Source organism: Streptomyces sp. NPDC048565 (assembly GCF_040650935.1).
Lineage (GTDB): Bacteria > Actinomycetota > Actinomycetes > Streptomycetales > Streptomycetaceae > Streptomyces.
In genome coordinates this window covers 136,726-163,545 of sequence record NZ_JBEZIH010000021.1, presented here as the reverse complement: position 1 = coordinate 163,545, position 26,820 = coordinate 136,726, and the positions used below count along the sequence as shown (strand labels likewise).

The 26,820-nt window shown below is 70.8% G+C and carries 22 protein-coding genes; 12 read left to right on the top strand and 10 right to left on the bottom strand.

What is annotated here, in order from left to right; translation table 11 throughout:
- Nucleotides 1–113: 113 nt before the first annotated feature.
- Nucleotides 114–608, bottom strand: a complete 495-nt coding sequence (locus tag AB0C75_RS24675) for an LURP-one-related family protein (RefSeq protein WP_362893865.1) — start codon at nt 606–608, stop codon at nt 114–116.
- Between the two features lie 64 nt (nt 609–672).
- Between AB0C75_RS24675 and AB0C75_RS24670 the strand changes: the two genes are divergently transcribed.
- Nucleotides 673–2,484 carry an NHL domain-containing thioredoxin family protein gene (locus AB0C75_RS24670; RefSeq protein ID WP_362893864.1) on the top strand — a complete coding sequence of 604 codons (1,812 nt, stop codon included), beginning with the start codon at nt 673–675 and terminating at the stop codon, nt 2,482–2,484.
- Nucleotides 2,485–2,601: 117 nt separating this feature from the next.
- Here AB0C75_RS24670 and AB0C75_RS24665 read toward each other — a convergent pair whose 3' ends face one another.
- The 3 genes from AB0C75_RS24665 to AB0C75_RS24655 all read right to left on the bottom strand — a co-directional run bounded on the left by AB0C75_RS24665 (nt 2,602) and on the right by AB0C75_RS24655 (nt 6,210).
- Nucleotides 2,602–2,823 (bottom strand): DUF6458 family protein, encoded by a 222-nt coding sequence (locus tag AB0C75_RS24665; protein WP_362893863.1) that lies wholly within the window; start codon nt 2,821–2,823, stop codon nt 2,602–2,604.
- A gap of 104 nt (nt 2,824–2,927) precedes the next feature.
- Nucleotides 2,928–4,226 (bottom strand): M18 family aminopeptidase, encoded by a 1,299-nt coding sequence (locus AB0C75_RS24660; RefSeq protein ID WP_362893862.1) that lies wholly within the window; start codon nt 4,224–4,226, stop codon nt 2,928–2,930.
- A 157-nt stretch (nt 4,227–4,383) separates the two neighbouring features.
- Nucleotides 4,384–6,210 (bottom strand): acyl-CoA dehydrogenase, encoded by a 1,827-nt coding sequence (locus tag AB0C75_RS24655; RefSeq protein ID WP_362893861.1) that lies wholly within the window; start codon nt 6,208–6,210, stop codon nt 4,384–4,386.
- A gap of 171 nt (nt 6,211–6,381) precedes the next feature.
- Here AB0C75_RS24655 and AB0C75_RS24650 point away from each other — a divergent pair, with 171 nt between their 5' ends.
- The 3 genes from AB0C75_RS24650 (at nt 6,382) to AB0C75_RS24640 (ending at nt 9,122) form a co-directional block, all read left to right on the top strand.
- Nucleotides 6,382–6,822 carry an SseB family protein gene (locus AB0C75_RS24650; RefSeq protein WP_073750539.1) on the top strand — a complete coding sequence of 147 codons (441 nt, stop codon included), beginning with the start codon at nt 6,382–6,384 and terminating at the stop codon, nt 6,820–6,822.
- 145 nt (nt 6,823–6,967) lie between these two features.
- A complete protein-coding gene (locus AB0C75_RS24645; RefSeq protein ID WP_362893860.1) occupies nt 6,968–7,924 on the top strand; it encodes a pirin family protein in 957 nt (318 codons plus the stop codon).
- A gap of 121 nt (nt 7,925–8,045) precedes the next feature.
- Complete coding sequence (locus tag AB0C75_RS24640) at nt 8,046–9,122, top strand: AI-2E family transporter (protein ID WP_362893859.1); 1,077 nt, start codon at nt 8,046–8,048, stop codon at nt 9,120–9,122.
- Here the strand turns inward: AB0C75_RS24640 and AB0C75_RS24635 are convergent.
- On the bottom strand, nt 9,117–11,240 hold the full coding sequence (locus AB0C75_RS24635; protein WP_362893858.1) for a SpoIIE family protein phosphatase: 2,124 nt from the start codon (nt 11,238–11,240) through the stop codon (nt 9,117–9,119). The genes AB0C75_RS24640 and AB0C75_RS24635 overlap by 6 nt on opposite strands.
- A 198-nt stretch (nt 11,241–11,438) precedes the next feature.
- On the opposite strand from AB0C75_RS24635, the gene aspS reads away from it, so the two are divergent.
- The gene (gene aspS / locus AB0C75_RS24630; RefSeq protein WP_362893857.1) at nt 11,439–13,256 is read left to right on the top strand and encodes an aspartate--tRNA ligase; all 1,818 of its coding nucleotides are present in this window, start codon (nt 11,439–11,441) and stop codon (nt 13,254–13,256) included.
- 219 nt (nt 13,257–13,475) lie between these two features.
- A complete protein-coding gene (locus tag AB0C75_RS24625) occupies nt 13,476–14,237 on the top strand; it encodes a hypothetical protein (RefSeq protein ID WP_362893856.1) in 762 nt (253 codons plus the stop codon).
- 100 nt (nt 14,238–14,337) lie between these two features.
- On the opposite strand, the gene metG is transcribed toward AB0C75_RS24625, so the two are convergent.
- Nucleotides 14,338–15,951: a methionine--tRNA ligase gene (gene metG / locus AB0C75_RS24620; RefSeq protein ID WP_362893855.1), complete on the bottom strand. Its 1,614-nt coding sequence runs from the start codon at nt 15,949–15,951 to the stop codon at nt 14,338–14,340.
- Between the two features lie 157 nt (nt 15,952–16,108).
- Between metG and AB0C75_RS24615 the strand changes: the two genes are divergently transcribed.
- Complete coding sequence (locus tag AB0C75_RS24615) at nt 16,109–16,762, top strand: response regulator transcription factor (protein WP_164493759.1); 654 nt, start codon at nt 16,109–16,111, stop codon at nt 16,760–16,762.
- A gap of 62 nt (nt 16,763–16,824) precedes the next feature.
- Nucleotides 16,825–18,021, top strand: a complete 1,197-nt coding sequence (locus AB0C75_RS24610) for a HAMP domain-containing sensor histidine kinase (protein WP_362893871.1) — start codon at nt 16,825–16,827, stop codon at nt 18,019–18,021.
- On the opposite strand, the gene AB0C75_RS24605 is transcribed toward AB0C75_RS24610, so the two are convergent.
- Entirely contained in the window at nt 17,955–19,406 is a 1,452-nt protein-coding gene (locus tag AB0C75_RS24605) for a VWA domain-containing protein (RefSeq protein WP_362893854.1), read from the bottom strand. The genes AB0C75_RS24610 and AB0C75_RS24605 overlap by 67 nt on opposite strands.
- 326 nt (nt 19,407–19,732) lie before the next feature.
- Between AB0C75_RS24605 and AB0C75_RS24600 the strand changes: the two genes are divergently transcribed.
- The gene (locus tag AB0C75_RS24600) at nt 19,733–21,793 is read left to right on the top strand and encodes a PhoX family phosphatase (protein ID WP_362893853.1); all 2,061 of its coding nucleotides are present in this window, start codon (nt 19,733–19,735) and stop codon (nt 21,791–21,793) included.
- Nucleotides 21,794–22,083: 290 nt separating this feature from the next.
- On the top strand, nt 22,084–22,482 hold the full coding sequence (locus AB0C75_RS24595; protein WP_362893852.1) for an RNA-binding S4 domain-containing protein: 399 nt from the start codon (nt 22,084–22,086) through the stop codon (nt 22,480–22,482).
- 18 nt (nt 22,483–22,500) lie between these two features.
- Here AB0C75_RS24595 and AB0C75_RS24590 read toward each other — a convergent pair whose 3' ends face one another.
- Together AB0C75_RS24590 and AB0C75_RS24585 are read right to left on the bottom strand one after the other, a co-directional pair.
- Entirely contained in the window at nt 22,501–23,505 is a 1,005-nt protein-coding gene (locus AB0C75_RS24590; protein WP_362893851.1) for an endonuclease/exonuclease/phosphatase family protein, read from the bottom strand.
- 9 nt (nt 23,506–23,514) lie between these two features.
- Nucleotides 23,515–24,387 carry a hypothetical protein gene (locus AB0C75_RS24585; protein ID WP_362893850.1) on the bottom strand — a complete coding sequence of 291 codons (873 nt, stop codon included), beginning with the start codon at nt 24,385–24,387 and terminating at the stop codon, nt 23,515–23,517.
- A gap of 135 nt (nt 24,388–24,522) precedes the next feature.
- Between AB0C75_RS24585 and AB0C75_RS24580 the strand changes: the two genes are divergently transcribed.
- On the top strand, nt 24,523–24,933 hold the full coding sequence (locus AB0C75_RS24580) for a hypothetical protein (protein WP_362893849.1): 411 nt from the start codon (nt 24,523–24,525) through the stop codon (nt 24,931–24,933).
- Nucleotides 24,934–25,026: 93 nt separating this feature from the next.
- On the top strand, nt 25,027–26,160 hold the full coding sequence (locus tag AB0C75_RS24575; protein WP_362893870.1) for a MerR family transcriptional regulator: 1,134 nt from the start codon (nt 25,027–25,029) through the stop codon (nt 26,158–26,160).
- A 157-nt stretch (nt 26,161–26,317) separates the two neighbouring features.
- On the opposite strand, the gene AB0C75_RS24570 is transcribed toward AB0C75_RS24575, so the two are convergent.
- Nucleotides 26,318–26,740, bottom strand: a complete 423-nt coding sequence (locus AB0C75_RS24570) for a universal stress protein (RefSeq protein ID WP_362893848.1) — start codon at nt 26,738–26,740, stop codon at nt 26,318–26,320.
- Nucleotides 26,741–26,820: the final 80 nt, after the last annotated feature.

The window sequence follows — 26,820 nt, the reverse complement described above, 5'->3', positions numbered from 1 at the left end:
CCCGCCTCCGCGCAGAGGTCGTCCGTGATCCGGCGCAGTCCGTAGCCGGGTTCGAGGGTGACGAAGGTTTCACGTGAAACCGGGCCACCGCCCTGATCCATGACGTATGCCGTTCAGTCCTTGTCGTGTTCCTTGTCCGCGAGGACGATCACGCACACCGCCACGGCGATGAGCAGCGGTGTGTCGGCGTCCTCCCGCACGATGTCCACACCGTAGGTGTCGCGGACGGTCAACCAGCGCCGGGAGATCTGGGCGAGCAGCTCACCGTCGTAGTCGATGGCGAACTCGCGGTCCAGGATCTTCCCGCTGACGTCCAGCTCGGTGCCGTCCACCAGAGCCACCCGGTAGTGGTTGCGCAGGAGCGAGAGCCGCTTCCGCTTGACCTTGGCGAGCTCCTCGCCGTTCCGCTCGATGATCATCGTGTCGCGCAGGCTGATCAGCTTCTGGCGGATCTCCACCAGGACCCGGCCTTCCGTGTCCTTCAGCTCGAAGGTGTCACGGAGCCGCATGGCCTTTCCGTCGACGAGGAAGAGCTTCCGCCCGTCCGCATCCTCGATCCAGTAGTCGTCGCCGACGCCGAACAGTCGCTCACGTACGAGAAGTCTCATGGATCACAGGTTCCCCGATGCCCCGCCGGAATGCGTGCAGGCCGCGGTGCTGTTGACTGGTGACATGACAGCACGTGCACGTGTCCGCGCCCCCGAACTGATCGGCAAGGGCGGCTGGCTCAATACTGGCGACCGGCAGTACACCCTTGCTGACCTGCGGGGACGCATCGTCATCCTGGACTTCTGGACGTTCTGCTGCGTGAACTGTCTGCATGTGCTCGATGAGCTGCGTGAGCTGGAGGAGAAGCACCGCGATACCGTCGTGATCATCGGTGTCCACTCCCCGAAGTTCGTGCACGAGGCGGAGCACCAGGCCGTGGTCGACGCCGTCGAGCGGTACGAGGTGCACCACCCCGTCCTCGACGACCCCGAGCTCGCCACCTGGAAGCAGTACGCCGTCCGGGCCTGGCCCACGCTCGTCGTCGTGGACCCCGAGGGTTATGTCGTCGCGCAGCACGCCGGCGAGGGGCACGCGCACGCTATCGAGAAGCTGGTCGAGGAGCTGGAGAGCGAGCACGCCGCGAAGGGCACCCTGCGCCGCGGCGACGGCCCGTACGTCGCTCCGGAGCCGGTCGCCACCCATCTGCGATTCCCCGGCAAGGCGCTCGCGCTCCCCGACGGGGGTTTCCTTGTGTCGGACACCACCCGTCACCGGCTGGTGGAGCTGGACGCCGACGGCGAGACCGTACGGGGCCACTTCGGGACCGGCGAGCGTGGATTCGCGGACGGCCGCCCCGACGAGGCACGGTTCAGCGAGCCGCAGGGCCTCGCCGTCCTGCCCGACGGCAGGATCGCCGTCGCGGACACGGTCAATCACGCGATCCGGGCGCTCGACCTGGCGACGGGCGTGACGAGCACGCTCGCCGGGACGGGCCGCCAGTGGTGGCAGGGCTCCGCGACCGAAGGCCCGGCCACGGAGGTGGACCTCTCCTCGCCGTGGGACATCGCCTGGTTCGGCGGCCGGCTGTGGATCGCCATGGCGGGCGTGCACCAGCTGTGGACGTACGATCCGGAGGCCGGTGCCGTACGGGTGGCCGCGGGCACGACCAACGAAGGGCTGGTCGACGGGCCGGGCTCCGAGGCGTGGTTCGCGCAGCCGTCCGGTCTGGCCGCTGCCGGTGACCGGCTCTGGGTCGCCGACTCCGAGACCTCCGCGCTGCGCTGGGTGGACGAGGAGGGCGCCGTCCACACCGCGGTCGGTACCGGTCTCTTCGACTTCGGACACCGTGACGGCCCGGCCGGCCAGGCGCTCCTGCAGCACCCGCTGGGCGTCACCGCCCTCCCGGACGGTTCCGTCGCCGTGAGCGACACCTACAACCACGCGCTGCGGCGGTACGACCCGGAGAGCGGCGAGGTCACCACCCTGGCCACGGATCTGCGGGAGCCGAGTGACGCGGTGCTGGTGGACGGCGATCTGGTCGTCGTCGAGTCCGCACGGCACCGGCTGACCCGGCTGCGGCTGCCCGACGAGGCCGTGCGGGTGGCGGACCGGGCCCACCGGACCCAGCGGGCGGCCACCGAGGTCGCCGCCGGCACGCTGCGGCTGGACGTGGTCTTCCAGGCGCCCGCCGGGCAGAAGCTGGACACCCGCTACGGCCCCTCCACCCGGCTGCTGGTCTCCTCGACCCCGCCGGAGCTGCTGGCGGAGGGAGCCGGCCCGGGCACGGACCTGAACCGTGACCTGGTTCTCGCGGACGGGGTCACCGAGGGCGTCCTGCACGTGTCCGCGATGGCGGCGTCCTGCGACGACGATCCGGCCAACGAGTACCCGGCCTGCCATGTGCACCAGCAGGACTGGGGCGTCCCGGTGAGCGTCACCGCCACAGGGACGGCGAGGCTTCCGCTGGTGCTGGCCGGCATGGACGAGCAGGGCTGACGAGCGACGAGCCCGCCGCCGCGAGCGGGGCTCACGAGGGCGCCGCCGCCGCGAGCGGGGCTCACGAGGGCGCCGCCGCCGCGAGCGGGCTGACGGCGGCGGCGCCGGACCGTCGGCTCACCGGTAGCGCTTCTCGTCGTCCGGGACGACCGTGGTGGTGGGCGGCACGACCATGCGGCGGCGGCGCGCGATGCTCGTGTAGACGAAGACCCCGACGAGGCCGACGAGCATCATGATCCAGCCGACCAGGTCGACGTTGACGCTGTCCATTTCCCAGTCGGTGGCGAACGCGAGAATCGCCCCGGCACCGATCAGGAGAATGCATCCTCCGAGTCCCATGACTTCCGCCTCCTCGACGGCCCGGTGAATCCGGGCCGGTGTACGCCTCGCGTACCCGGCCCGGAAGCAACCATGTCCGGGGAGCGGCCCGGGCCTTGGAGGGATCAGGCCGCGAGGAACGCCATGAGCGCGTTGGCCAGAAGGTACGGGTCGTCGGCTCCGCAGAGTTCACGCGCGCTGTGCATCGACAGGATCGCCACACCGATGTCGACGGTGCGGATGCCGTGTCTCGCGGCGGTGATCGGGCCGATCGTCGTGCCGCAGGGCATCGAGTTGTTGGAGACGAACGACTGCCACGGCACGCCCGCCTTCTCGCAGGCCGTGGCGAATACGGCGCGGCCGCTGCCGTCGGTCGCGTAACGCATGTTGACGTTGACCTTGAGGATCGGCCCGCCGTTGGCCACCGGGTGGTGCGTCGGGTCGTGCCGCTCGGGGTAGTTGGGGTGGACGGCGTGGCCGGTGTCCGAGGAGAGACAGACGGTTCCGGCGAAGGCCCGGGCGCGGTCCTCGTACGAACCGCCGCGGGCGAACACGGAGCGCTCCAGGACCGTGCCGAGCAGCGGGCCGTCCGCGCCGGTGTCGGACTGGGAGCCGTTCTCCTCGTGGTCGAAGGCCGCCAGCACGGGGATGTACGGGAGCTCGTCGTCGGGCTGGGTGACCACGGCTGCCAGCGCGGCGGTCGCGGCGTGCACCGAGAGCAGGTTGTCCATCCGGGGACCGGCGAGCAGCTCACGGTCCCGGCCCAGATAGGCGGGCGCCTCGACGGGGTGCGGCATGAGGTCCCAGCCGGTGACCTCGGCGGGGTCGACGCCCGCCGCCTCGGCGACGAAGCGGATGAGGTCGCCCTCCTCGACCTCACCGAGCCCCCAGATCGGCTGCATGTGCTTCTGCCGGTCGAGCTTGAGGCCGTCGGGATTGGCGGACCGGTCCAGGTGCACGGCCAGCTGGGGGACCCGCAGCAGGGGCCGGTCGATGTTGACCAGCCGGTGCGTGCCGTCGCGCAGCGAGAGGCGGCCGGCGAGACCGAGGTCGCGGTCGAGCCAGGTGTTCAGGAGCGTCCCGCCGTAGACCTCGACGGCGATCTGGCGCCAGCCGTACGCGCCCGTGTCGGGCCGCGGCTTGACCCGCAGGTTGGGGGAGTCGGTGTGCGCCCCCACGATCCGGAACGGGGTGTGGGCGCCGGCGCCCTCCGGTACGTACCAGGCGACGATGGCGCCGCCCCGCAGGACGTACTTCCCGCCGATGGAGCCGTCCCACGCGTCCGTCTCCTCGACCTGGCGGAATCCGGCCTTCTCCAGCCGCGCGGCGGCCTCGGCCACCGCGTGGTACGGGGAGGGCGCGGCCATCAGGAAAGCCATCAGATCGTCGGTGTGCCCGCGGTCGAAGCGGAGGGGAGAGCTCATGTTCCTCACTTTAACGACGGCCCGTGAGGACGCCTCACCATGTACGGCGGCGGCCCGGGCCCGTGACCGGAAAGTTGCCCGGCCCATGACGGACGCCGCCGTCCGGAGGGATCCGGACGGCGGCGTTCGACAGGACGCGAGGACGGACGGGAGAACCTTAGAACGCGGCCTCGTCCAGCTCCATCAGCGAGTTGTCGACGGACTCGGCCAGCGCGCGCTCGCCGGAGACGCCCGGCAGGACGTTCGCCGCGAAGAACTTCGCGGCGGCGATCTTGCCCTGGTAGAACGCCGCGTCCTTGGCGGATGCGTTGCGCAGCTTCTCGGAGGCCACGACCGCGCCCTTGAGCAGCAGGTAACCGACGACGACATCGCCGGAGGCCATCAGGAGGCGGGTCGTGTTGAGACCGACCTTGTAGATGTTCTTGACGTCCTCACCGGTCGCGGTGAGGTCGGTGATCATCGTGCCGACGATCGCCTCCAGGTCCACCGCGGCCTTGGCGAGGTTGTCCAGCGAGCCGGACAGCTCCTCGTCGCCCTGGGCGCTCGCGAGGAACTTCTTGATCTCCTCGGAGAGGGCGTTCAGCGAGGCACCCTGGTCGCGGACGATCTTCCGGAAGAAGAAGTCCTGGCCCTGGATCGCCGTCGTGCCCTCGTACAGGGTGTCGATCTTGGCGTCACGGATGTACTGCTCGACCGGGTACTCCTGGAGGTAACCCGAGCCGCCGAAGGTCTGGAGCGACTGCGCGAGCTGCTCGTAGGACTTCTCGGAGCCGTAGCCCTTGACGATCGGGAGCAGCAGGTCGTTGAGGCCGTTGAGCGCCTTGGAGTCCTCGCCCGCGGCCTCCTTCACCTGGATCGCGTCCTGGACGGACGCGGTGTACAGCACGAGGGAGCGCATGCCCTCGGCGTACGCCTTCTGCGTCATGAGCGAGCGGCGCACGTCGGGGTGGTGCGTGATGGTGACCTTGGGGGCCGTCTTGTCCATGAACTGCGACAGGTCGGTGCCCTGGACGCGCTCCTTGGCGTACTCCAGCGCGTTGAGGTAGCCCGCCGAGAGGGCGGCGATGGCCTTCGTGCCGACCATCATGCGGGCGAACTCGATGATGCGGAACATCTGGCGGATGCCGTCGTGCTTGTCGCCGATCAGCCAGCCCTTGGCGGGGTGCTGGTCGCCGAAGGTCATCTCGCAGGTGTTCGACGCCTTGAGGCCCATCTTGTGCTCGACGTTCGTCGCGTACACGCCGTTGCGCTCACCGAGCTCGCCGGTGGTCCAGTCGAAGTGGTACTTCGGGACCAGGAAGAGGGAGAGGCCCTTGGTGCCCGGGCCCGCACCCTCGGGACGTGCCAGGACGTAGTGGAGGATGTTCTCGGACATGTCGTGCTCGCCCGAGGTGATGAAGCGCTTCACACCCTCGATGTGCCAGGAGCCGTCCTCCTGCTCGACCGCCTTCGTGCGGCCGGCGCCGACGTCCGAACCGGCGTCCGGCTCGGTCAGCACCATCGTCGAGCCCCACTGCTTCTCGACGGCGATCTCGGCGACCTTCTTCTGCGCCTCGTTGCCCTCGTCGAAGAGGATGCCGGCGAACGCGGGACCGGAGGAGTACATCCAGACCGCCGGGTTGGAGCCGAGCAGCAGCTCCGCGTAACCCCAGATCAGGGAGCGCGGGGACGTCGTGCCGCCGATCTCCTCGGGCAGTCCGAGGCGCCAGTACTCGGAGTCCATGAACGCCTGGTACGACTTCTTGAAGGAGGCCGGGACGGGCGCGGTGTTCGTCTCGGGGTCGAAGACCGGCGGGTTGCGGTCCGCGTCGGCGTACGAATCGGCGATCTCGTTCTCCGCGAGGCGGGTGACCTCGTCCAGGATGCTCTTCGCGGTGTCGACGTCCATCTCCGCGAACGGACCGGTGCCGTACAGCTTGTCGCGCCCGAGGACCTCGAAGAGGTTGAACTCGATGTCGCGGAGATTCGACTTGTAGTGCCCCATGGGAAGGCTCCGTAATCAATAGCAGTGGCGCGCAGCGCCCCGTGGAGGAGTGAGGATCGGGCGACGGACGGCCTGGCGTGGGTATATCAGCTGACCTCCACGATGATGCTACCCGTCAGTAATAAGACGCAACCCCTCAAGGTGCAGATGTGTCCGATTACTCTTTGCGGCATGTATGGCTACGACCAGAACCCGGGTGCACAGCAGCAGATGGGCGGCGGCTACGGCGAGCAGCCGTTGTACCCCGAGCCCTCGCCGCCGTCCCTGGCCGACGCGGTACGGGCCTTCACGACCGGTTCGCTCTCCGCGGAGGACTTCCAGCAGATCTTCGCCACGGCGAAGGTCTACTGCCCGCGCGGTGACAACCCCGGCTTCCTGGCGCTGCACAACACGCAGCAGCCGGTGATCCCCATGTTCACCACGCTCAAGGAGCTCAGGAGCTACGCGGGCAAGGAGTCCAAGTACTTCGTGATCACGGGCGCCGAGGTGATCGACCTGCTGCCGACGGGCTACGGCTTCGTCCTGGACATGGAGGGTGATCACCGCATGGTCTTCGACGCCAAGGCGGTGGAGCAGATGGTGGACTTCGCGATGCGCCGTATGTACGGCTGAGGCGTCCGCGCTCAAGGTCTCCCGAGGACCCGCACCGTTCCGGTGCGGGTCCTCGTCGCTGTCCGGGGGCGGCGGGAATGAATGTCGCCTTGCTAGATGTTCACCATTCAACTAAATTGGCAGCAGACTCCCGGAGGTGGCTTCCATGCCCGCAGTGACCGTCGAAAACCCGCTGACCCTGCCGAAGGTCGCGGCCGAGGCCGAGGCCGAGGCCCGCCCTGTACTGACCGTCACGACCGCGCCCAGCGGCTTCGAGGGTGAGGGGTTCCCGGTGCGGCGCGCCTTCGCCGGGATCAACTACCGGCACCTCGACCCGTTCATCATGATGGACCAGATGGGTGAGGTGGAGTACGCGGCCGGCGAGCCGAAGGGGACCCCCTGGCACCCCCACCGCGGCTTCGAGACCGTCACGTACATCATCGACGGGAGCTTCATCCACCAGGACAGCAACGGCGGCGGCGGGGCGATCGAGAACGGCGACACCCAGTGGATGACCGCCGGCAGCGGGCTCCTCCACATCGAGACGCCGCCCGAGGCGCTCGTCATGTCCGGCGGTCTCTTCCACGGCCTCCAGCTCTGGGTGAACCTGCCCAGGAGCGACAAGATGATGGCGCCCCGCTACCAGGACATCCGCGGTGGCCAGGTCCAGCTCCTCACCTCCCCGGACGGCGGCGCGCTGCTCCGTGTCATCGCCGGTGACCTCGACGGCCATGAGGGCCCGGGTATCACGCACACCCCGATCACCATGGTCCACGCGACGGTCAGGCCCGGTGCCGAGGTGACGCTGCCCTGGCGCGAGGACTTCAACGGCCTCGCCTACGTACTCGCGGGGCGCGGGAGTGCCGGAGCGGAGCGCCGCCCCGTCCGTACCGGGCAGACCGCGGTCTTCGGCAAGGGGTCGTCGCTGACCGTCCGCGCCGACGAGACGCAGGACGGCAACACGCCGGACCTGGAGGTCGTACTGCTCGGCGGGCGCCCGATCCGTGAGCCGATGGCGCACTACGGGCCGTTCGTGATGAACACCCAGGAGGAGCTCAAGCAGGCCTTCGACGACTTCCAGGCCGGCCGCCTCGGCACGGTCCCGGCCGTCCACGGCATGTGACCTGCCCCGCCGGGCGCGGATGACGCCGCGTACGGGCGGAGCCGGGCGTACAGGTGACGGCGCGTCACCCGTACGCCCGTGCGGAAGGGACACCGCTCCCGGCCCGTGATCGGGTGGGAGGGTGCCTAACCGGAAGCCCCTCCTGCCCGACGCCGCGCGGCGGACGGCCGCCTGGTGCGGTGTTCTGCTCCTGGTCGCCGGCGTCGTGGCCGTGGCCGTCTGGCTGTGCGTGACGCTCAAGACCGCGGTCACCCCGGTCCTGCTGGCGCTGCTCGGCACGGCCCTGCTCGGGCCCGTCCACCGCTGGCTGACCGCCCACAAGGTGAACAGATCGGTGGCGGCCGGGCTGACTTGTGCCGCGCTCGTCGCGGTGGTCGGCGGTGCCGGATACATCGTGGTCACCGCCCTCGTCGACACCGGCGACCAGATCGTGTCCTCGCTGAAGGACGCCGGGCAGTGGGTCATCGACCACTTCGACGTCGCGGGTTCCGCGAATGTGGACGACCTGGCGGAGAACGCCAAGGGCCTGGTCGAGAAGTTCGGCGCGAGCGCGGCGGGCGGCCTGCTCACCGGGATCAGCCTCATCGGGTCGCTCCTGACCACCGCCGTCCTGGCCCTGCTGCTGACGTTCTTCTTCCTGCGTGACTCCGACCGTGCCGCCCACCTCGCGCACGCGGTCGCTCCGCGCGGCCAGGGCGACCTCGTGGAGGCCATGGGGCGCAGGGCCTTCGAAGCCGTCGAGGGGTTCATGCGCGGCACCACCTTCATCGCCCTGATCGACGCGGTGTGCATCACGGTGGGCCTGCTGATCCTGCGGGTGCCGGGCGCGGTGGGCCTGGGGGCGCTGGTCTTCGTCGGCGCCTACATCCCGTATCTCGGGGCCTTCATCTCCGGTGCCGTCGCCGTGCTGGTCGCGCTGGCCGACCGGGGCTTCGTGATCGCGCTCTGGGCCCTGGGCGTGGTGCTCGCCGTCCAGGTGCTGGAGGGCCATGTGCTCCAGCCCGTCATCCAGAGCCGTACGGTCCAGATGCACCCCGCCATGGTCATGATCGCGCTGACCGCGGGTGCGAGCGTCGCGGGACTGGTGGGCATGCTGCTGGCGGTGCCGCTGTGCGCCGCCGCGTTCGGGGTGATCGGCGAGCTGCGCCGGGATTTCGAGGCCGAGGGCCCGGAACGCGCGGTTCCCGAGGGCTCATGAACTGACGCCGGCGCCCAGCTCCGCGGGCTCCGCCGACTCGTACAGCTCGAACCAGATCGACTTCCCCTCCCCCCTCGGATCCACGCCCCACACGTCGGCGAGCATCTCCATCAGCATCAGCCCGCGGCCGCTGGACGCCATCTCGCCCGGCCGCCGCTTGTGCGGCAGCTCGTCGCTGGTGTCGGCCACCTCGACACGCAGCCGCCGCCTGCCCCGCTCACCCGTCACCTCCGCGACGAGCAGCGCGTCCCCGTCCGTGTGCACGAGTACGTTCGTGGACATCTCGGAGACCATCAGCTCTGCGGAGTCGACCTGCTCCGCGTCCCCCCAGTCGTGCAGCAGCTCCCGCAGCTGCTGCCGGGCGGACGCGATCCGCTCGGGCTCCGCCTGGGCGATGGTCATGACCGAGCGCCGCGCCGGGGTCCTGCGCGTCCGCGCCCCCTCGCGGCGCAGCACCAGGACCGCGATGTCGTCCTCACGGCGGTCCGCCAGCGGCCCGGTCGTGTAGTGCGATCCGGGACCGTGGACCGTCTGCACGAGGGCGTCCGCGAGCTCCTCCAGGTCCTCCACGGGCTTCTCCAGGACCGGCCTGAGCCTGGTCCATCCGGTGGCCATGTCGTGTCCGCCGGTCTCGATGAGCCCGTCCGTGCACAGCATGATCGTCTCGCCCGGCCCCAGGACGACGCGGGTCGTCGGATAGTCGGCGTCCATCTCGACACCCAGCGGCAGCCCTCCGGCGGTCTGCCGGATCACCGCGGTGCCGTCGACGCTGATCACCACCGGGTCCGGGTGGCCCGCCCGGGCGACGTCGAGGGTCCCGGTCCCGGGGTCGGCCTCCGCGTACAGACAGGTCGCGAAGCGTGTCGCGTCCGACCGGTCCTCGCCGTCGAACGGGTCGTACGTCTCGGTCAGCCCGGACAGGAAGCGGGAGGCCCTGGAGAGCACGGCGTCGGGGCGGTGCCCCTCGGAGGCGTACGCGCGCAGGGCGATCCGCAGCTGGCCCATCAGGCCCGCCGCCCGCACGTCATGGCCCTGGACGTCGCCGATGACCAGGGCGATACGGCCGTTGGGGAGCGGGATCACGTCGTACCAGTCGCCGCCGACCTGGAGTCCTCCGCCTGTCGGGATGTAGCGCGCCGCCACCGTCAGGCCCGGTACATCGGGGCCGAGAGACGGCCTCATCGACCTCTGGAGGCCCAGCGACAGCTCGCGTTCGTTCTCGGCCGCACCGGCGCGGGTCAGCGCCTGTGCCAGCATCCTGGCCACCGTCGACAGTACGGAGCGCTCGTCCGGTGAGAAGGCCACCCGGTGCTGGAACCCCGCCATCCAGGCCCCCGTGGTGTGCCCGGACGAGATCAGCGGCAGGAAGGCCCAGGACTGGCGCCGGAACCCCTTGGCGAGGGGCCAGGTGGCGGGGAAACGCCGCCGGTACTCCTCGGGTGACTCCAGGTAGATCGCCTGGCCCGTCCGCACGACCTCGGCGGCCGGATAGTCGGTCTCCAGAGGCATGTCGGTGAACGGCTCCTCGTCACCGGCGTTCTGCCCGTGGTGCCCGATGACGGTCAGCCGCTCGCCCGAGATGCCGAAGAGGGCGAGTCCGTCCGGCGAGAAGCCGGGCATGGAGAGCGAGGCGGCGACCCGGAGGACCTCCTCGGTGGACGCGGCCTCGGCCAGCGCACGCCCCGCGTCCAGCAGGAACGCCTCGCGCGAGCGTCGCCAGTCGCCGGTGAGCGGGGTCTGCGCGGCGGCGCCCGCCGGGGGCTCGGCGACCTCCTGGAGCGTGCCCATCAGCACATATGTAAGACGGCCCGGGGTGTCCAGCGGGACCGGCTTCGACCGGGAGCGCACCGTGCGGAGGACCGAGCCGTTCTCGTCCATGATCCGGAGTCTGGCCTCGGCCAACGTGCCCTCGGCGATCGCGAAGTTCACGATGCCGTCGATCTCGTCCCAGTCGGCCGGGTGGAAGCGCGAGCGCACCTCGCCGCCGGGGCGGGTCGTTGGCTCGGCGGGCAGCCCCACCAGCCGTGCCGCCTCGGCGTCGAACGAGACCGAGCCCGATGAGCTGTCCCAGCTCCACAGGCCGGTTCCGATCGCAGCAAGGATCTCCTCGGTGCGCATTGCCCCACTTTAGGAAGATGTTCTCCGCGGTCGCCACCGAGGGAGACCGCCCGGCAGCGGCCTGCCGGGCGGTCTCCCCTCGGTGGCGACCGCGTCCCGGACAGCCGTGCGGCGACAATGCCAATGAAGCGCTGCGTCCATGGGCGGTAGCCTGGGGTGTCGCTACACCCCCGCCCCGCGAAGACTGGATGAACGACGATGCATCGGTACAGGTCCCACACCTGCGGCGAGCTCCGCGCCTCTGACGTCGGCACCGACGTCCGGCTGAGCGGCTGGCTGCACAATCGCCGAGACCTGGGTGGCATCCTCTTCATCGATCTGCGCGACCACTACGGTCTGGTGCAGCTCGTCGCCCGCCCCGGCACCGCCGGCAACGACGCCCTGGCGAAGCTGACCAAGGAGACCGTCGTCCGGATCGACGGCAAGGTCTCCGCGCGCGGTGCCGACAACGTCAACCCGGAGCTCCCGACCGGCGAGATCGAGATCGAGGTCACCGAGGTCGAGGTGCTGGGCGAGGCCGGCCCGCTGCCCTTCACGATCAACGCCGAGGACGGCGTCAACGAGGAGCGGCGCCTGGAGTACCGCTTCCTCGACCTGCGCCGCGAGCGCATGCACCGCAACATCATGCTGCGCTCGGCCGTGGTCGCCTCCATCCGCTCCAAGATGGTGGCCCTCGGCTTCAACGAGATGGCGACGCCGATCCTCACCGCGACCTCCCCCGAGGGCGCCCGTGACTTCGTGGTGCCCTCCCGGCTCAACCCGGGCAAGTTCTACGCCCTCCCCCAGGCGCCGCAGCAGTTCAAGCAGCTGCTGATGATCTCCGGCTTCGACCGGTACTTCCAGATCGCGCCCTGCTTCCGTGACGAGGACGCCCGCGCCGACCGTTCGCCGGGCGAGTTCTACCAGCTCGACGTGGAGATGTCGTTCGTCGAGCAGGAGGACGTCTTCCAGCCGATCGAGAAGCTGATGACCGAGCTCTTCGAGGAGTTCGGCAACGGCCGCCATGTCACCTCGCCGTTCCCGCGCATCCCGTTCCGCGAGTCGATGCTGAAGTACGGCAACGACAAGCCGGACCTGCGGGCCAAGCTGGAGCTCGTCGACATCTCGGACGTCTTCGCCGACTCCGGGTTCAAGGCGTTCGCCGGCAAGCACGTCCGCGCCCTCCCGGTGCCGGACACCGCGGGGCAGTCCCGGAAGTTCTTCGACGGCCTCGGTGAGTACGCCGTCGAGCACGGAGCCAAGGGCCTCGCCTGGGTGCGCGTCGGCGAGGACGGCACGCTGGCGGGACCGATCGCGAAGTTCCTCACCGAGACGGACGTCAAGACCCTCACCGAGCGGCTGTCCCTGGCCCCCGGCCACGCGGTCTTCTTCGGCGCGGGCGAGTTCGACGAGGTCTCCAAGATCATGTCCGCCGTCCGCGTGGAGGCCGCCAAGCGCGCCGGACACTTCGAGGAGGGCGTCTTCCGGTTCTGCTGGATCGTCGACTTCCCGATGTACGAGAAGGACGAGGACACCGGAAAGATCGACTTCTCGCACAACCCCTTCTCGATGCCCCAGGGCGGACTGAAGGACCTGGAGGAGAAGGACCCGCTGGACATCCTCGCCTGGCAGTACGACATCGTCTGCAACGGCATCGAGCTGTCCTCGGGCGCCATCCGTAACCACGAGCCCGAGCTGATGCTCAAGGCCTTCGAGATCGCCGGTTACGACCGCGAGACCGTCGAGCACGAGTTCGCGGGGATGCTCCGCGCCTTCCGTCTCGGCGCCCCGCCGCACGGCGGCATCGCCCCGGGCGTCGACCGCATCGTGATGCTGCTCGCCGATGAGCCCAACATCCGCGAGACGATCGCCTTCCCGCTCAACGGCAACGCCCAGGACCTGATGATGGGTGCTCCGACCGTGCTGGACGAGACGCGGCTGCGCGAGCTGAACATCCAGCTCCGCAAGCCCGTCGCGGCGACGAAGGAGAAGGCCGAGGCCAAGGACTCGGTGGCGAGGGACACCGGCGCGAAGTAGGCGTCACCCCTCCGCTTCGGTTCCACGTGAAACAGCCCCCGGCCACCGGCCGGGGGCTGTTTCACGTGGTTCTTGCCCGCGTACGGGTGGAACTCCCACGACCTCGGGTACACGGGCCGGGTACATCCGGATGGCCCCGGTTCAGGTTCGGCGCCCTCGGGCCCGGCAAAGACTGGCACGGGAAGCTCGTCCGCCCTCTCCACCGAGGAGTTCCGCACCGTGTCCCTCCCGCGCCGCCCCTACGTCCTTCTCGTCGCCCTGTACCTGCTGGTCATCGGCTGTTCCGCCGGGACCGTAGGGACCGTCGACCCCTCCGCGCCCCGGGGTGCGGCCGGCCCCGAGGCCTCGACCGCCCCGCCGCGCCCCGTGGAGAGCCTCCGCCCCCCGGCGGAGATCCCGGACCTGGGTCCGGGGACCCGCGCGCGGATCCCGGCCACGGCCCGGCAGGCCGTCGTGGTGACGGGGCAGGGCCCCGACTCCAACAATTCATCGGTCGTGCTCTACAACCTCGACGACTCCGCTCTCGGATGGAGACCCGGGGTGGGCCCCTGGCCCGCCCACAACGGAAGGGAAGGCTGGACGGACCACCATCTCGCGGATGACCTCAGATCCCCCGTCGGGGTCTACGGCCTCACCGACGCGGGCGGCCGGCTGCCCGACCCGGGCGCGCTGCTCCCGTACGACGAACAGCACCGCTTCGCCGTGACCGGCGAGGGCTTCCTCGGCGAGCCTCTGGAGGGATCCTTCGACTACGTCGTCGCCATCAACTACAACCGGACCCCGGGCACCAGCCCGCTGGACCGCACCCGGCCCCTGGGCCCGGAGCGGGGCGGCGGCATCTGGCTCCACGTCGACCACGGCGGCCCGACCCAGGGCTGTGTCTCGCTGGCCGAGGACCGGATGCGGGAGCTGCTGCTCACCCTGGACCCGGCGAAGCACCCGGTGATCGTGATGGGGGACGCCGCGTCGCTGGCCCTGTGAGAGGCGGAACCGCTCAAGAACTGGACGCGCTGACGGGCACACACAGGAGCCCGGGTCCCGATGCGTTCGGGGACCCGGGCTCCTGCGCTGTGTGCGTCGCTTACGCGGGCTTCTCCTCCAGGCGGGGGAACAGCACCGCGCCCTTCGTGACCGTCGCGCCCACGGGCAGCTGTCCCCAGCGGCCCGCGTCCTGCACCGGCTGGTCGGCCAGCGCGCCGAGGGACGCCTCGGCGCCCAGGGACTCCCACAGCTTCTGCGAGGTGTCCGGCATCACGGCGTTGAGCAGGACCGCGACAGCGCGCAGCGCGTCGGCCGCCGTGTACAGGATGGTCGCGAGCCGGGCCTGTCCCTCCGGGGACGTGTCCTTGGCGACCTTCCAGGGCTCCTGCTCCGTGATGTAGCCGTTGACCTGCTTCACGAAGTCGAAGACCGCCAGGATGCCGCCCTGGAAGTCCAGCTCCTCGCCGATCTTCCGGTCGGCGGAGGCGACAGCCTTGGCCAGGCCCTCCTGGACCGCCAGCTCCGCGTCACCGGCCGCCGTGGCCTCGGGGAGTGCGCCGCCGAAGTACTTGCCGACCATGGCCGCGACGCGTGAGGCGAGGTTGCCGTAGTCGTTGGCGAGCTCGGAGGTGTAGCGGGCGCTGAAGTCCTCCCAGGAGAACGAGCCGTCGCTGCCGTACGCGATGGCCCGCAGGAAGTACCAGCGGTACGCGTCCACGCCGAAGTGCGAGGTGAGGTCCTGCGGCTTGATGCCGGTCAGATTGGACTTGGACATCTTCTCGCCGCCGACCATCAGCCAGCCGTTGGCGACGACCTTGCCGGGCAGCGGAAGACCCTGCGCCATCAGCATGGCCGGCCAGATGACCGAGTGGAAGCGCAGGATGTCCTTGCCGATCAGGTGCACGTCCGCCGGGAACGTGCCGTCGAACTTCTCCTGGTTGGCGCCGTAGCCGACCGCGGTCGCGTAGTTGAGCAGGGCGTCGATCCACACGTAGATGACGTGCTTCGGGTCCCACGGCACCGGGACGCCCCAGTCGAACGTGGAGCGCGAGATCGACAGGTCCTGCAGACCCTGCTTGACGAAGTTCACGATCTCGTTGCGGGCGGACTCGGGCTGGATGAAGCCCGGGTTGGCCGCGTAGAACTCGATGAGCTTCGGGCCGTACTCGCTCAGCTTGAAGAAGTAGTTCTCCTCCTTGAGGAGCTCCACCGGCTTCTTGTGGATCGGGCACAGCTTCGTGCCGTCCTCGGCCTCGATCAGGTCGCCGGGGAGCTTGTACTCCTCGCAGCCCACGCAGTACGGGCCTTCGTACCCGCCCTTGTAGATCTGATCCTTGTCGTACAGGTCCTGCACGAACTCCTGCACACGGTCGGTGTGCCGCTTCTCCGTCGTACGGATGAAGTCGTCGTTCGCGATGTTCAGATGCTCCCAGAGGGGCTTCCAGGCCTCCTCGACGAGCTTGTCGCACCAGGCCTGGGGGCTGACGTCGTTCGCCTCGGCCGTGCGCATGATCTTCTGACCGTGCTCGTCCGTGCCGGTGAGGTACCACACCTTCTCGCCGCGCTGGCGGTGCCAGCGGGTGAGCACGTCGCCTGCGACGGTCGTGTAGGCGTGGCCCAGGTGAGGAGCGTCGTTGACGTAGTAGATGGGGGTCGCTACGTAGAAACTCTTCACGACGTCGCCCCCTTGCTTCTCGGATCCAGTGGCCGCCATGGGCGAAATCCTAACGGCCCGTGGGAGATCCACTCACATCGATAACGGCGGCCCGGGATGCGGAGAGGCGCGGAGAGCTTTGCGAAACATCCTTTCCCGTACCAAAGACGCATCCTGGGAGGAGTGGGCACGCGTGCACGAGGCAAGGGACAACACGATGCGGGTACTGGTCGCCGAGGACGAGGAAATTCTTGCGGAGCTGGTGGCGACCGGGCTGCGACGGGCCGGATTCGCCGTCGACACCGTGTACAGCGGCGACGCGGCGCTCGCCTACCTCGGGCTCCACGACTACGACGTCGTCGTCCTGGACCGCGATCTTCCCCGGGTGCACGGCGACGACGTGGCGCGCAGGCTCGTGTCCGCCGGCTCGCGGACCAGGATCCTGATGCTCACCGCGTCCGGGACCATGGAGGACCGGGTGGAGGGGCTCGACCTCGGCGCCGACGACTACGTGAGCAAGCCCTTCGAATTCCCCGAGCTGGTGTCCAGGGTGCGCGCCCTGCGGCGGCGCAGCGCCCGTCCCGTGCCGCCGCAGCTGGAGAGACACGGCATCCGGCTCGACAGCGTGCGCAGGGCCGCCACGCGTGACGGGCGGGACCTGGATCTTTCACCGAAGGAATTCACCGTGCTGCAGTTGTTGCTGGAGGCCGACGGAGGCACGGTCAGCGCCGAGGAGCTGCTGGAGCGGGCCTGGGACGCCAATGCCGACCCCTTCACCGGCGCCGTCCGCGTCTGCATGAGCAAGCTGCGCGCCAAGCTGGGGGAGCCGGCGCTGATCCGCACCGTCCAGGGCGTCGGATACGTGCTGTGAGGCGGCTGCTGAGGCTGGTGCTGCCCACCGGCACGGCGCAGGCCAGGCACTCGACGATCCGGATGCGGATCGCCCTCGTGTACGGCGGGGTCTTCCTGATCCTCGGTACGGCGCTGCTCGCCACGGTCAATCTGGCCTCACGGGCGGGCACGGACTCGCAGGCGCGGGCCATCGCCACGTCCGCTGCGGTCGCCCAGCCGGGCTTCGCGGTCAACGGGCCCCTGCACACGCGAGGGCGCCTCGGGCCGCCCACGGTCTACGACGTCACCGACGACGTCAGCAACGCGGCGAGCCGGGAGCTTCTGTCCTGGTCGGTCGCCGCGCTGCTGGTCATGACGGGGTGCGCGGTCGGCGTGGGCTGGTGGACCGCCGGCCGGGTGCTGCGGCCCGTCCACGCCATGACGGCGAAGGCACGGCGGCTCTCCGAGCACACCCTGCACGAGCGGATCGCGTCCAGCGGTCCTGACGACGAGCTGAAGGAGCTGGGGGAGACGCTCGACGCCCTGCTGGCGCGGCTGGAGAAGGCCTTCGACAGCCAGCGGCGCTTCATCGCCAACGCCTCGCACGAGCTGCGGACCCCGCTGGCCACCCAGCGGGCGGCGATCCAGGTGGGGCTCGACGACCCGTCTCCCGAGGACCTCGTGCGGACCCGGCAGACGCTGCTGGACAACAACCGGCGCAGCGAGCGGCTCATCGAGGGCCTGCTGGTGCTGGCCCGCAGCGAACGGGGGCTGGCCGGGAGCGAGCGCGCGGAGGTCGACCTGGCGCGGGTGCTGAAGGAGGAGTCGGCCAGGACCCCCGCGGCGGCGGGGCGTTCGGCGGCGAACCGGCCGAAGGTCACGGTCGAGGCCGAGCCCTGCGTCGTACGCGGAAACCGGCAGCTGCTCGCGCAGCTCGTGGCGAATCTGCTGTCCAACGCGGTGCGGTACAACGTGCCCGACGGCCGGGTGGAGGTGTCACTGTCGGCGGCCGGGGTCCTGGTGGTCCGCAACACAGGTCCTGTGGTGGCCGAGGGTGACATCGCCGGGTTCTTCCAGCCGTTCAGGCGTGGGGAGGGGCGGGACCGGATGGGGCAGGGCTCGGGGCTCGGACTGTCGATCGTGCGGTCGATCGCGCTGGCCCACGGCGGTACGGTCACGGCGGTGCCCGGCCCGGAGGGCGGGCTCGCCGTGACCGTACGGCTGCCGGCGGATCAGTCCTCCGCGACGACCCCGCGGGCGGCGGCCCAGGCGGGGAGCCCGGCGAGCACCTCCCGGTAGAACGTCGCGTCGGGCACCTCGCGCGGGGCGGGGCCCGCGTGGAAGAAACCGGCGTTGTCGACGTCCAGCCTGCGCAGGAAGTCGAAGCCCTTCGCGTCCTCTTCGCCGAACGCGACGAACTGGAAGAACAGCGGCAGCCGTGCCGCTTCCGCCAGGGCCTGCTTGGCCGCGACCTTGGCGTCCGGGGCACCGTCCGTCTGGAAGATCACCAGAGCCGGTCCTGTGGCGCCGGACTTCTCGTAGTGCGTGACGATCTCCTCGACGGCCCGGTGGTAGTTCGTACGGCCCAGGCGGCCGAGGCCCGCGTGCAGCTCGTCGATCCGGCCCTCGTGCGCGGCGAGGTCGATCGCCCCGGTGCCGTCGATGTCGGTCGAGAAGAAGACGACGGGCACGGTGGCGTTCGCGTCCAGGTGCGCGGCGAGCGCCAGTGTGCGGTCGCCGAGGTGCTGGGCGCTGCCGTCCTTGTAGAACGGCCGCATGGAGCCTGACCGGTCGAGTACCAGATACACGGTGGCCCGCAGCCCGGTCAGCCCGTGCGCCTTGAGCCCGGCCTGCGCCGCCTTGTACGGGGCGACGAGGGCGGGCGCCGCCGCCTTGACGCGGGCGAGGGTGACGGCAGGCTTGCCGGCGGGAGCGGAGGCCTTGGGCTCGATGGCCGGCTCGGCGGCCGCCTCTGCGACCGGCTCCCTGGCAGGCTCGACGACCGGCTCGGCGGCCGCCGCTTCGGCCTTCGGCGCTTCAGGTGCGGCCTCGGGCTCGGGAGCAGGTGCCTCGGCGGCCGGCTCCTCGGCCGTGACCTCGGCCGCGACCTCGGCCGCGACAGCGGCCTCCGGCTCCAGGTCGATGTCGATCGTGATCGGCTCGGCGTCGGCAGCGGCACTGTCGGCAGTCGCACTGTCGGCAGCCGCATCGCCGTCGGCGACAGCGGGAGCAGCGACTGTCTCGGCCTCCACGGCCGTCTCCGCAGCAGTTTCCGCAGCAGTCTCCTCGGCCGCGTCCGCCGCAGCGCTGTCCTTCCCGGCGCCGGCCGAGTCCTCCGCCGGCTTCGCCTCCGGGTCCGACCCCTGGGCCGGAATCCTCGGCGCGGGCGCGGGCGCGGGGGCCGTGTCGGCCGAGGTGCCGGCCGAGGGCTCTGCCGTCTTGTCGAAGGCCGCCGAAACCAGGTCCGACGCCTGTCCGCTGTCGGTCTCGGCACCGGCGGACCGGTCCGAGGGGGAAGCCGGGGCCGGTACCGCGGCCTTCGTGGGCTCGGCCGCCGAGCCGGCGGTCTCCGGCTCCGGCTCCGTGGCCTGGGTGCGCTCGGCCTGGGGCGGGACAGTGGCCGTGGTCGGCTCGTCCTGCTCCGTCCGGCCGAACACCTTGCGCAGCAAGCTCCGAATGCCCATGGGCGAGGCCTTTCGCATGAGTTGGGTGCGATAAATGTCCGTACTGCGGGAATTGATCCCTGGCCAGGGCGGATACGTAAGGTTAGCGGCCGGATCCGGCCGTTCGGCGGCGCGGCCCGCCCCTGCGTCAACCGAGCCCCAACCGAGTCGTCACCGAGTCCTGAACGGGAGCCCGGACGGGGGCCGGACGCGGCCCGGGCGGGAGCCCCGGACGGCCGGAAGAACAGCGGTGTCCCGGACTTCACTCTCCGTTCACCAGCAGTCCCACGAACGGGATTGACGCGCACCTACCGTCACGCGTGACACACAGACGGAGGGACGAAAACGTGCGCAATCTGCTGCCACTCATCGGCTCGCACCAGGGCGGGCGCTCTGCGTTGACCTGCCGCTACCGCTGCGGTGACGCCTGCTTCCAGGAGGTCCCGAACACCAGCGACAACGAGTACGCCGGTGACATCATCGCCGGTGCCCTGTCGCGCCGGTCGATGATGCGGGCCGCCGCTGTGGTGACCGTGGCGACCGCCGCCGGAACCATGGCTCTCGCCGGCCCGGGGGTGCGGACCGCCGAGGCCGTACCCTCCGCAGGCCGCCCCGGCAGCAAGCCGAAGCCCACCGCTTCGGGCGCCCGTGGCCTGCGCTTCGAGGCCGTCGCGCCCAACACGGACGATCAGGTCACGATCCCTGACGGCTACAGCCAGAACGTCGTGATCCGCTGGGGCGAGCCGATCCTGCGCGGGGCTCCCCGCTTCGACCCGGACAAGCAGTCCGCCAAGGCGCAGGCGGGCCAGTTCGGTTACAACAACGACTTCCTCTCCCTGCTCCCACTGCCCGGTGAGCGCGGGCGTCAGGTGCTGGTCGCCAACCACGAGTACACGGACGAGATCCTGATGTTCCGTGGATACGATCCGGCCAGTCCGACCCGTGAGCAGGTCGAGATCGCCTGGGCGGCGCACGGACTCTCCGTGGTCGTCGTCCAGGAGGAGAACCGCACGGGCAAGCTCGCCCCGGTCACCCGCCACCCGCTGAACCGCCGGCTCACCGCGACCAGCGAATTCCGGGTCACCGGCCCGGCCGCCGGCAGCCCGCTGCTGCGCACCTCCGCCGACCGCACCGGCCGCAAGGTGCTGGGCACCCTGAACAACTGCGCGGGCGGCACCACCCCGTGGGGCACCACACTCCACGGCGAGGAGAACTTCAACCAGTACTTCGCCAACGGCTCCAGCGACACCGATCTGCGCTACGGCATCGGCACGACCGCCACCGAGCGCAAGTGGGAGCGGTTCGACAAGCGCTTCGACCTGGCGCAGGAGCCCAACGAGGCACACCGCTTCGGCTGGGTCGTCGAGCTCGACCCGTACGACCCCGACTCCACGCCCCGCAAGCGGACCGCGCTCGGCCGGTTCAAGCACGAAGCGGCGCAGCCCCGGCTGACCGCCGACGGCCGTCCCGTGGTCTACATGGGTGACGACGAACGGTTCGACTACTTCTACAAGTTCGTCTCCAGCAAGCGGATGAAGAAGGGGAACTCGCGCGCCGCCCGCGAGCACAACCTCACCCTGCTGGACGAGGGCACCCTTTACGTCGCCAAGCTGACGGGCGACTCCCCGGCCGCCGAGTTCGACGGCACGGGCAAGCTCCCCTCCGACGGCGAGTTCGACGGCAGCGGCGTCTGGATCCCGCTCGCCACGGGCACCACCTCGCACGTCCCGGGCATGACGGCCGAGGAGGTGTACGTCTTCACCCGCCTGGCTGGTGACAAGGTCGGCGCGACGAAGATGGACCGCCCCGAGGACGTCGAGCCCTCGCCGCGCACCGGCCGTGTCTACGTCGCCCTCACCAACAACACCGACCGCGGCAAGGCGGGTATGGCCGGCGCGGACGAGGCCAACCCGCGCAACGCCAACAAGCACGGTCAGATCCTGGAGCTCGCGGAGAACTGGGACGACCCGGCGGGTGACGGCTTCGCCTGGCGGCTGTTCCTCGTCGCGGGCGACCCGGAGGACCCGTCGACGTACTTCTCGGGCTTCCCCAAGGAGAACGTCAGCCCCATCTCCTGCCCGGACAACGTGGCCTTCGACGACCACGGCAATCTGTGGATCTCCACGGACGGCAACCAGCTCGGTTCGCACGACGGCCTGTTCGGCGTGGCGACCCAGGGCGAACGGCGGGGCGAGCTCAAGCAGTTCCTGACCGTGCCGAGCGGTGCGGAGACCTGCGGCCCGGTGATCCAGGACCGCCGCGTGCTCGTCGCCGTGCAGCACCCGGGTGAGGTCGACGGCGCGTCCGTCGAGAAGCCGGCGAGCACCTGGCCGGACGGCCCCGGCAAGATCGTCCGCCCCGCGGTAGTCGCGATCTGGCCCAAGTCCGGCAGCGACGTCGGGGTCTGACGGTCGGGGGAGGTTACGGACGGGGGATTCGGACATATCGACCGGATTCCTGTCCGTAACCTCCCCTCGCCGGGGGAAGCGGCATCCACGCGGGCGGCATGGTCCGGTACGGCTACGGCTACCGGTACGTGATGCCCCAGGTCGCCACGCTGAAGTTCACCACGGCGAAGAACGGCGGGACGACCAGAGGTGTGCACGCGGGAGCTGTACAGCTGCGACATGGGGGATGTCGTCGGCGGCTTCCGTTCCTGAACCCCATCCAGGTGCCTCACCGGTCTACAGTCGTACGCATGGTTTCCGGTGAGGCGCCGCAGGCGGAGGGAAGCGTCCGGGTCGATGCCTGGGTCTGGGCGGTCCGGCTGACGAAGACGCGCTCGCAGGCGGCTGCCGCCTGCCGTGCGGGGCATGTGCGGGTCAACGGCGAGCGTGCGAAGCCCGCCCAGGCCCTGCGTACGGGCGACGAGGTGCGGCTGCGGCACGCGGGCCGGGACCGGATCGTGGTCGTCTCCAAGATCGTGAAGAAGCGGGTCGGCCCGCCGGTCGCGGCCGAGTGCTTCGTCGACAACAGCCCGCCCCCGCCGCCGCGCGAGGTGGCCGTCCAGGTCCCGGTCCGCGACCGGGGCGCGGGCCGCCCGACCAAGCGCGACCGCCGCGAGATGGAACGCCTCCAGGGCCACCAGGGCGGGTAGACCCGCTCCGCGGGCGTATCAGCGGCCGTGGAGGGACAGCTCGACGAGCAGGGCACGGTGGTCCGTGCCGCTCAGATCCAGGAAGCGGGCGGACCGTACGGAGAAGTCGTCGCTGACCAGGACATGATCGATCTGGGTGCGCAGAGGAGTGGGCCGGTCGGCGGGCCAGCTGTACGTACGGGCCTTCCCCGCGACCCGTGCACTGTCGTGGAGCGCGCCCGCGTCGAGGACCGCGCGGAAGGCGGCATGGTCCTGGGAGGCGTTGAAGTCGCCCGCGAGCAGGACAGGACCGCCCTTCGTCCCGGCCGCGAAGTCCCTGATCCTGCCGAGCTCGTCCCGCCACGCTCCGACGCCGCCCGGCACGGGCGGCAGCGGGTGCGCGAGCTGGAGCCGGATGTCCTTCCCGGCGACGGAGGCCACCGAGCCCGGCATCGCCATGGTCGCCTCGACCGGTTCGGCGGTCCGCAGCGGATACCGGCTGAGCAGGGCCGACCCGCGTGAACCGTCGAGGCGGACGACATTGCGGTAGGGGTATTCGGCCTCCGGGATCCGCGCGGCGAGTGCGTCGGCGCAGCGCGGATCGCACTCCTGGACGAAGACGAGTCCGGGGCTTTCGCGCCGGACCGCGTTGATCAGCGCATCGGTGGCGCCGCCGAACTCCACGTTGGAGGTCAGCACGCGCAGCTCGGCCAGGACCGGCCCGTGCGCGCCTGTATCGCCGGGACCGTAGGGCCTGGCGTACCAGCAGGTGGCCGCGAGGACCACGGCCGCCCAGACCATGCCCGTGCGCCACCGGGCGGCGCCGGCCAGCGCGAGGGCGACGGCGCCGGGGGCGAGCAGCCAGGGGAGGAAGGCGAGGGCCTGGGGCAGCGGCGTGGGGCCGTCGGCGTCCGCGGCGCGGAAGCCGAGCACGACCGTGGTGCAGCACAGCGCGAGCGCCGCACAGCCGCCGGCCACGGTGCGCCACCGCCCGCGCGGCCGGGGACGGGCCTCCACGGCTGACCTTGCGACGCTGCTGCTCACACCGGGGCCCTACCCGCCCCGGGCCCCCGCGACCCGTCCCACCAGCACCCTGCCCACCAGGCCCCCGACCACCAGGACCGCCCCCACGATCAGTACGGCCCACACCGTCGTCCGCAGGGACGCGGTCAGCGCGTCGTACACCGCGGCGGCCCCGTCCCGGTCGGTTCCCGGCACCTGACCGAGCACCCTTTCGCGGCCGGCGGCGACCGCGATCCACAGCAGGGCCGCGCCGAGGGCGAGGCCGCCGCCTGCCACGGCCGTGGCCGTCAGGCCGGCCCGGGGGCCGCCGCGTACGAGGGTGAGACCCAGAACCAGGACGAGGAGCACCGCCGTCCCCACGGTCGGCCAGACGCTCCAGTACCTGAGCCACTGGAACGAGTTCCGCAGGTCGTCGGCGCGGTCCGCGGACAGCACGGTGATGGTGGTCTCCCGGACCGGGATCCGGTCGGCGAACGGTACCCGGCTGTCGACGAGTTGCTTCTTGACCTCCTCGATCACCGGAGCCAGATCGATGGTCACCGCCTGCCCGTCGTCCCCGTGCAGGGAGGCGGTGACGGCCTGCTGCGCCTTCCGGTTCGCGCCGTCCCAGGCCCGCTGGAAGGCCTCGGTCGTGGTGAACGACAGGGCGGTCTCGTGCAGGAACTGCTCGACGGTGTCCTGGAGCGGTCCCACGTCGATGTTCTTCATCGCCTCGTCCGTGACCCGTGCGGCCACGGTGTCCCGCACATCGTCGTCGGAGGCCAGCGGGGAGACGGCGGCGAGATACCGGTCGGTGTCGTCGAGCTCCAGATCGACCCAGGCGGACAGCGCGCTCAGCGGGACCAGGACAGCGAGCAGGACGAGGAGTACCGCCGACAGCGCCGCTGAGAGAGAGGTCCGCACAGCACCAGCCAATCCCCTGCGGTGGCGGGGCGCTCCGGGCCGTACGCCATTCGAGTTGCCGGGCGGCCCTGCCGGGTGTGCGCTGGAGGAGACCCGACGATGGACCACCGGGGGCGACGGAAGGGGCTGTGCACCATGGCCACACACGCGACGATGCCGACGCACCGGCGAACACCTGCGCGTACCCCCGCCCGGCAGGGGCACAGCGCGCTCTCCTGGGCGGTGCCCCTGGTGCTGGGCGTGATCCTCGGCTTCTGGGCCTTCTTCATCAACCGGGACGGCGGAAGGACGACCAACGGCCAGATCTGGCTCGGTGTCATCTCCGGCGTGGGCTTCGCCGTGCTCTGCTACGCGTTCGTACGGATCCGGAAGGCCCTGCCGCGCGAACTGCGCGCCGCGGCGATCGGGGCGCTGACCGGCGGCGCGGTCGGCTATCTGTCCAGCCTGAACGGCAAGAGCGTGCTGATGTCGGGGTTCATCGGCCTGGTGGTCGGCGCGGGGATGCTCCTCACGATGTTCTACGTGTACTACACCCGCGAGGAATGACCCCGGAGCGGCCGGCGGTTGACGTTCCCGGTGGGGGAAGCCTCAGCATCGGCGGGGCCGGGCGCATCCGTCCGGCGCGAGGAGGGGGCTGTGGTGGAGCGCGAAGGCGGGGCGTCCGGGCACGCGGGGCTGGTGACGATCGGGGAGTTCGCCCGGCTGTCCCGGCTCTCGGCGAAGGCCCTGCGCCGGTACGACGAGCTGGGGCTGCTTCGCCCCGCCCTGGTCGATCCGGTGAACGGCTACCGCTACTACGCCCGTACGCAGGCGGAGACGGCACGGCTCGTGGCGTGGCTGCGCCGGATCGGGATGCCGCTCGCCCGGATCGCCGAGGTGGTGGCGCTCGACGACGGCGCGGCCGCGGCGGAGGTCCGCGCCTACTGGGCGAGGACGGAGGCCGAGACGGCCGCCCGCCGGGAGCTCGCGGCCTTCCTCGTCGACCATCTGTCAGCGAAGGAGAACGCCGGAATGTCGAACGGCAACAAGACCGGCCGGGGGCCGGCCACCCTGGGCATCCGTTATGCGGCACTGGCCCACCCGGGGGCGGTACGCGCCTCCCAGCAGGACACGGCGTACGCAGGGGCACGGCTGCTCGCGGTGGCCGACGGCTTCGGGGTGGGCGGTGCCGGGGCGAGCGCGGCGGCCGTGGAGGCGCTGAAGCCGGCAGCGCGCGGCGCGGTGGACGCGGCGGATCTGCTCAGCGCCCTGCACGAAGCGGCGGAGTCCAGTGCGCGGGCGGTGCACGACGCGGTGGGCGGTGACGGCGTACCGGCGGAGTCGGGGACCACGCTCACGGCCCTGGTGTGGACCGGCGAACGGCTGGGCCTGGTGCACATCGGGGACTCCCGGGCCTACGTACTGCGTGGCGGCGAGCTGTTCCGGATCACCCATGACCACACCCTGGTGCAGTCGATGATCGACGACGGCTCGCTCACCGAGGAGGAGGCGGTCTCGCACCCGCAGCGCGCGATGCTGCTCCGAGCCTTGGGCGGCGACCCCCGGGAGCCGGCGGCCGGCCCGGAGGTCCGGCTGCACGACACCGTGCCGGGCGACCGCTATCTGCTCTGCTCGGACGGGCTGTCGGCGGTCGTCGACGAGGCAGACGTGACCCGCACGGTCATCGCGGCGGACGGTCCTGACGCGGCCGTACGCGCTCTGGTCGACCTGGCTGGTGACGCGGGCGCCCCGGACAACGTGTCCTGCGTCGTGGCCGACGTCGTCGCCCTCTGACCCGGCGCGCGACGCCCACGAGCGAGGGCCACGAGCGAGGGCCACGCGCGACGAGCTGATGGGCGGGTCCCCGTGCGTCGGGGCCCGCCCGTTCCGGCCGGGTGTGGAGGGCGCCAGTCGGGGGGCGTCTGTCGGATGGGCGTCAGTCGGATGGGCGTCAGTCGCGGACGACGGTGACCGGGCAGCTCGCGTGCTGGGCGACATGGAGGCTGACCGAGCCGAGCAGCGTCGCCTTGAAGCCGCTGTAGCCACGGGCGCCGACGACCAGCAGATTCGCGCCCTTGGCGCGTTCCAGCAGGGACTGGGCGGGATTGCCGATCACGACGATCTTCTCGACGGCCGCGGCCCCGTCGACGCCGAGTGCCTCCTCCAGTGCCTCGGTGAGCGCGCTGGTCGCCACCGCCTGGGGGTCGAAGTCCTCCGGCACGCCCGGCATCATGGACCCCCAGCTGGTCGCGGGGTACTCCCAGCTGTTGACGGCCTCGACGGTGTCGCCGGTCAGTTCGGCCTGGCGCACGGCCCAGCGCAGCGCCTTGATCGACGGGTCCGATCCGTCGACACCCACGACGATCCTGCCCATGTCTGCCTCCAGTGTGCTCAACGCGTGTTCAACAGGTACGGCATACAGGCTGCAACTGTAGTCAAGGCAGGCATCGCGGG

Excerpts from the sequence above, each read along its gene's own strand:
- AB0C75_RS24675 (WP_362893865.1), bottom strand. The coding sequence starts at position 608 with ATGAGACTTCTCGTACGTGAGCGACTGTTCGGCGTCGGCGACGACTAC.
- AB0C75_RS24670 (WP_362893864.1), top strand. The coding sequence starts at position 673 with ATGACAGCACGTGCACGTGTCCGCGCCCCCGAACTGATCGGCAAGGGC.
- AB0C75_RS24665 (WP_362893863.1), bottom strand. The coding sequence starts at position 2,823 with ATGGGACTCGGAGGATGCATTCTCCTGATCGGTGCCGGGGCGATTCTC.
- AB0C75_RS24660 (WP_362893862.1), bottom strand. The coding sequence starts at position 4,226 with ATGAGCTCTCCCCTCCGCTTCGACCGCGGGCACACCGACGATCTGATG.
- AB0C75_RS24655 (WP_362893861.1), bottom strand. The coding sequence starts at position 6,210 with ATGGGGCACTACAAGTCGAATCTCCGCGACATCGAGTTCAACCTCTTC.
- AB0C75_RS24650 (WP_073750539.1), top strand. The coding sequence starts at position 6,382 with ATGTATGGCTACGACCAGAACCCGGGTGCACAGCAGCAGATGGGCGGC.
- AB0C75_RS24645 (WP_362893860.1), top strand. The coding sequence starts at position 6,968 with ATGCCCGCAGTGACCGTCGAAAACCCGCTGACCCTGCCGAAGGTCGCG.
- AB0C75_RS24635 (WP_362893858.1), bottom strand. The coding sequence starts at position 11,240 with ATGCGCACCGAGGAGATCCTTGCTGCGATCGGAACCGGCCTGTGGAGC.
- aspS (WP_362893857.1), top strand. The coding sequence starts at position 11,439 with ATGCATCGGTACAGGTCCCACACCTGCGGCGAGCTCCGCGCCTCTGAC.
- metG (WP_362893855.1), bottom strand. The coding sequence starts at position 15,951 with ATGGCGGCCACTGGATCCGAGAAGCAAGGGGGCGACGTCGTGAAGAGT.
- AB0C75_RS24615 (WP_164493759.1), top strand. The coding sequence starts at position 16,109 with ATGCGGGTACTGGTCGCCGAGGACGAGGAAATTCTTGCGGAGCTGGTG.
- AB0C75_RS24610 (WP_362893871.1), top strand. The coding sequence starts at position 16,825 with ATGCGGATCGCCCTCGTGTACGGCGGGGTCTTCCTGATCCTCGGTACG.
- AB0C75_RS24605 (WP_362893854.1), bottom strand. The coding sequence starts at position 19,406 with ATGGGCATTCGGAGCTTGCTGCGCAAGGTGTTCGGCCGGACGGAGCAG.
- AB0C75_RS24595 (WP_362893852.1), top strand. The coding sequence starts at position 22,084 with ATGGTTTCCGGTGAGGCGCCGCAGGCGGAGGGAAGCGTCCGGGTCGAT.
- AB0C75_RS24580 (WP_362893849.1), top strand. The coding sequence starts at position 24,523 with ATGGCCACACACGCGACGATGCCGACGCACCGGCGAACACCTGCGCGT.
- AB0C75_RS24570 (WP_362893848.1), bottom strand. The coding sequence starts at position 26,740 with ATGGGCAGGATCGTCGTGGGTGTCGACGGATCGGACCCGTCGATCAAG.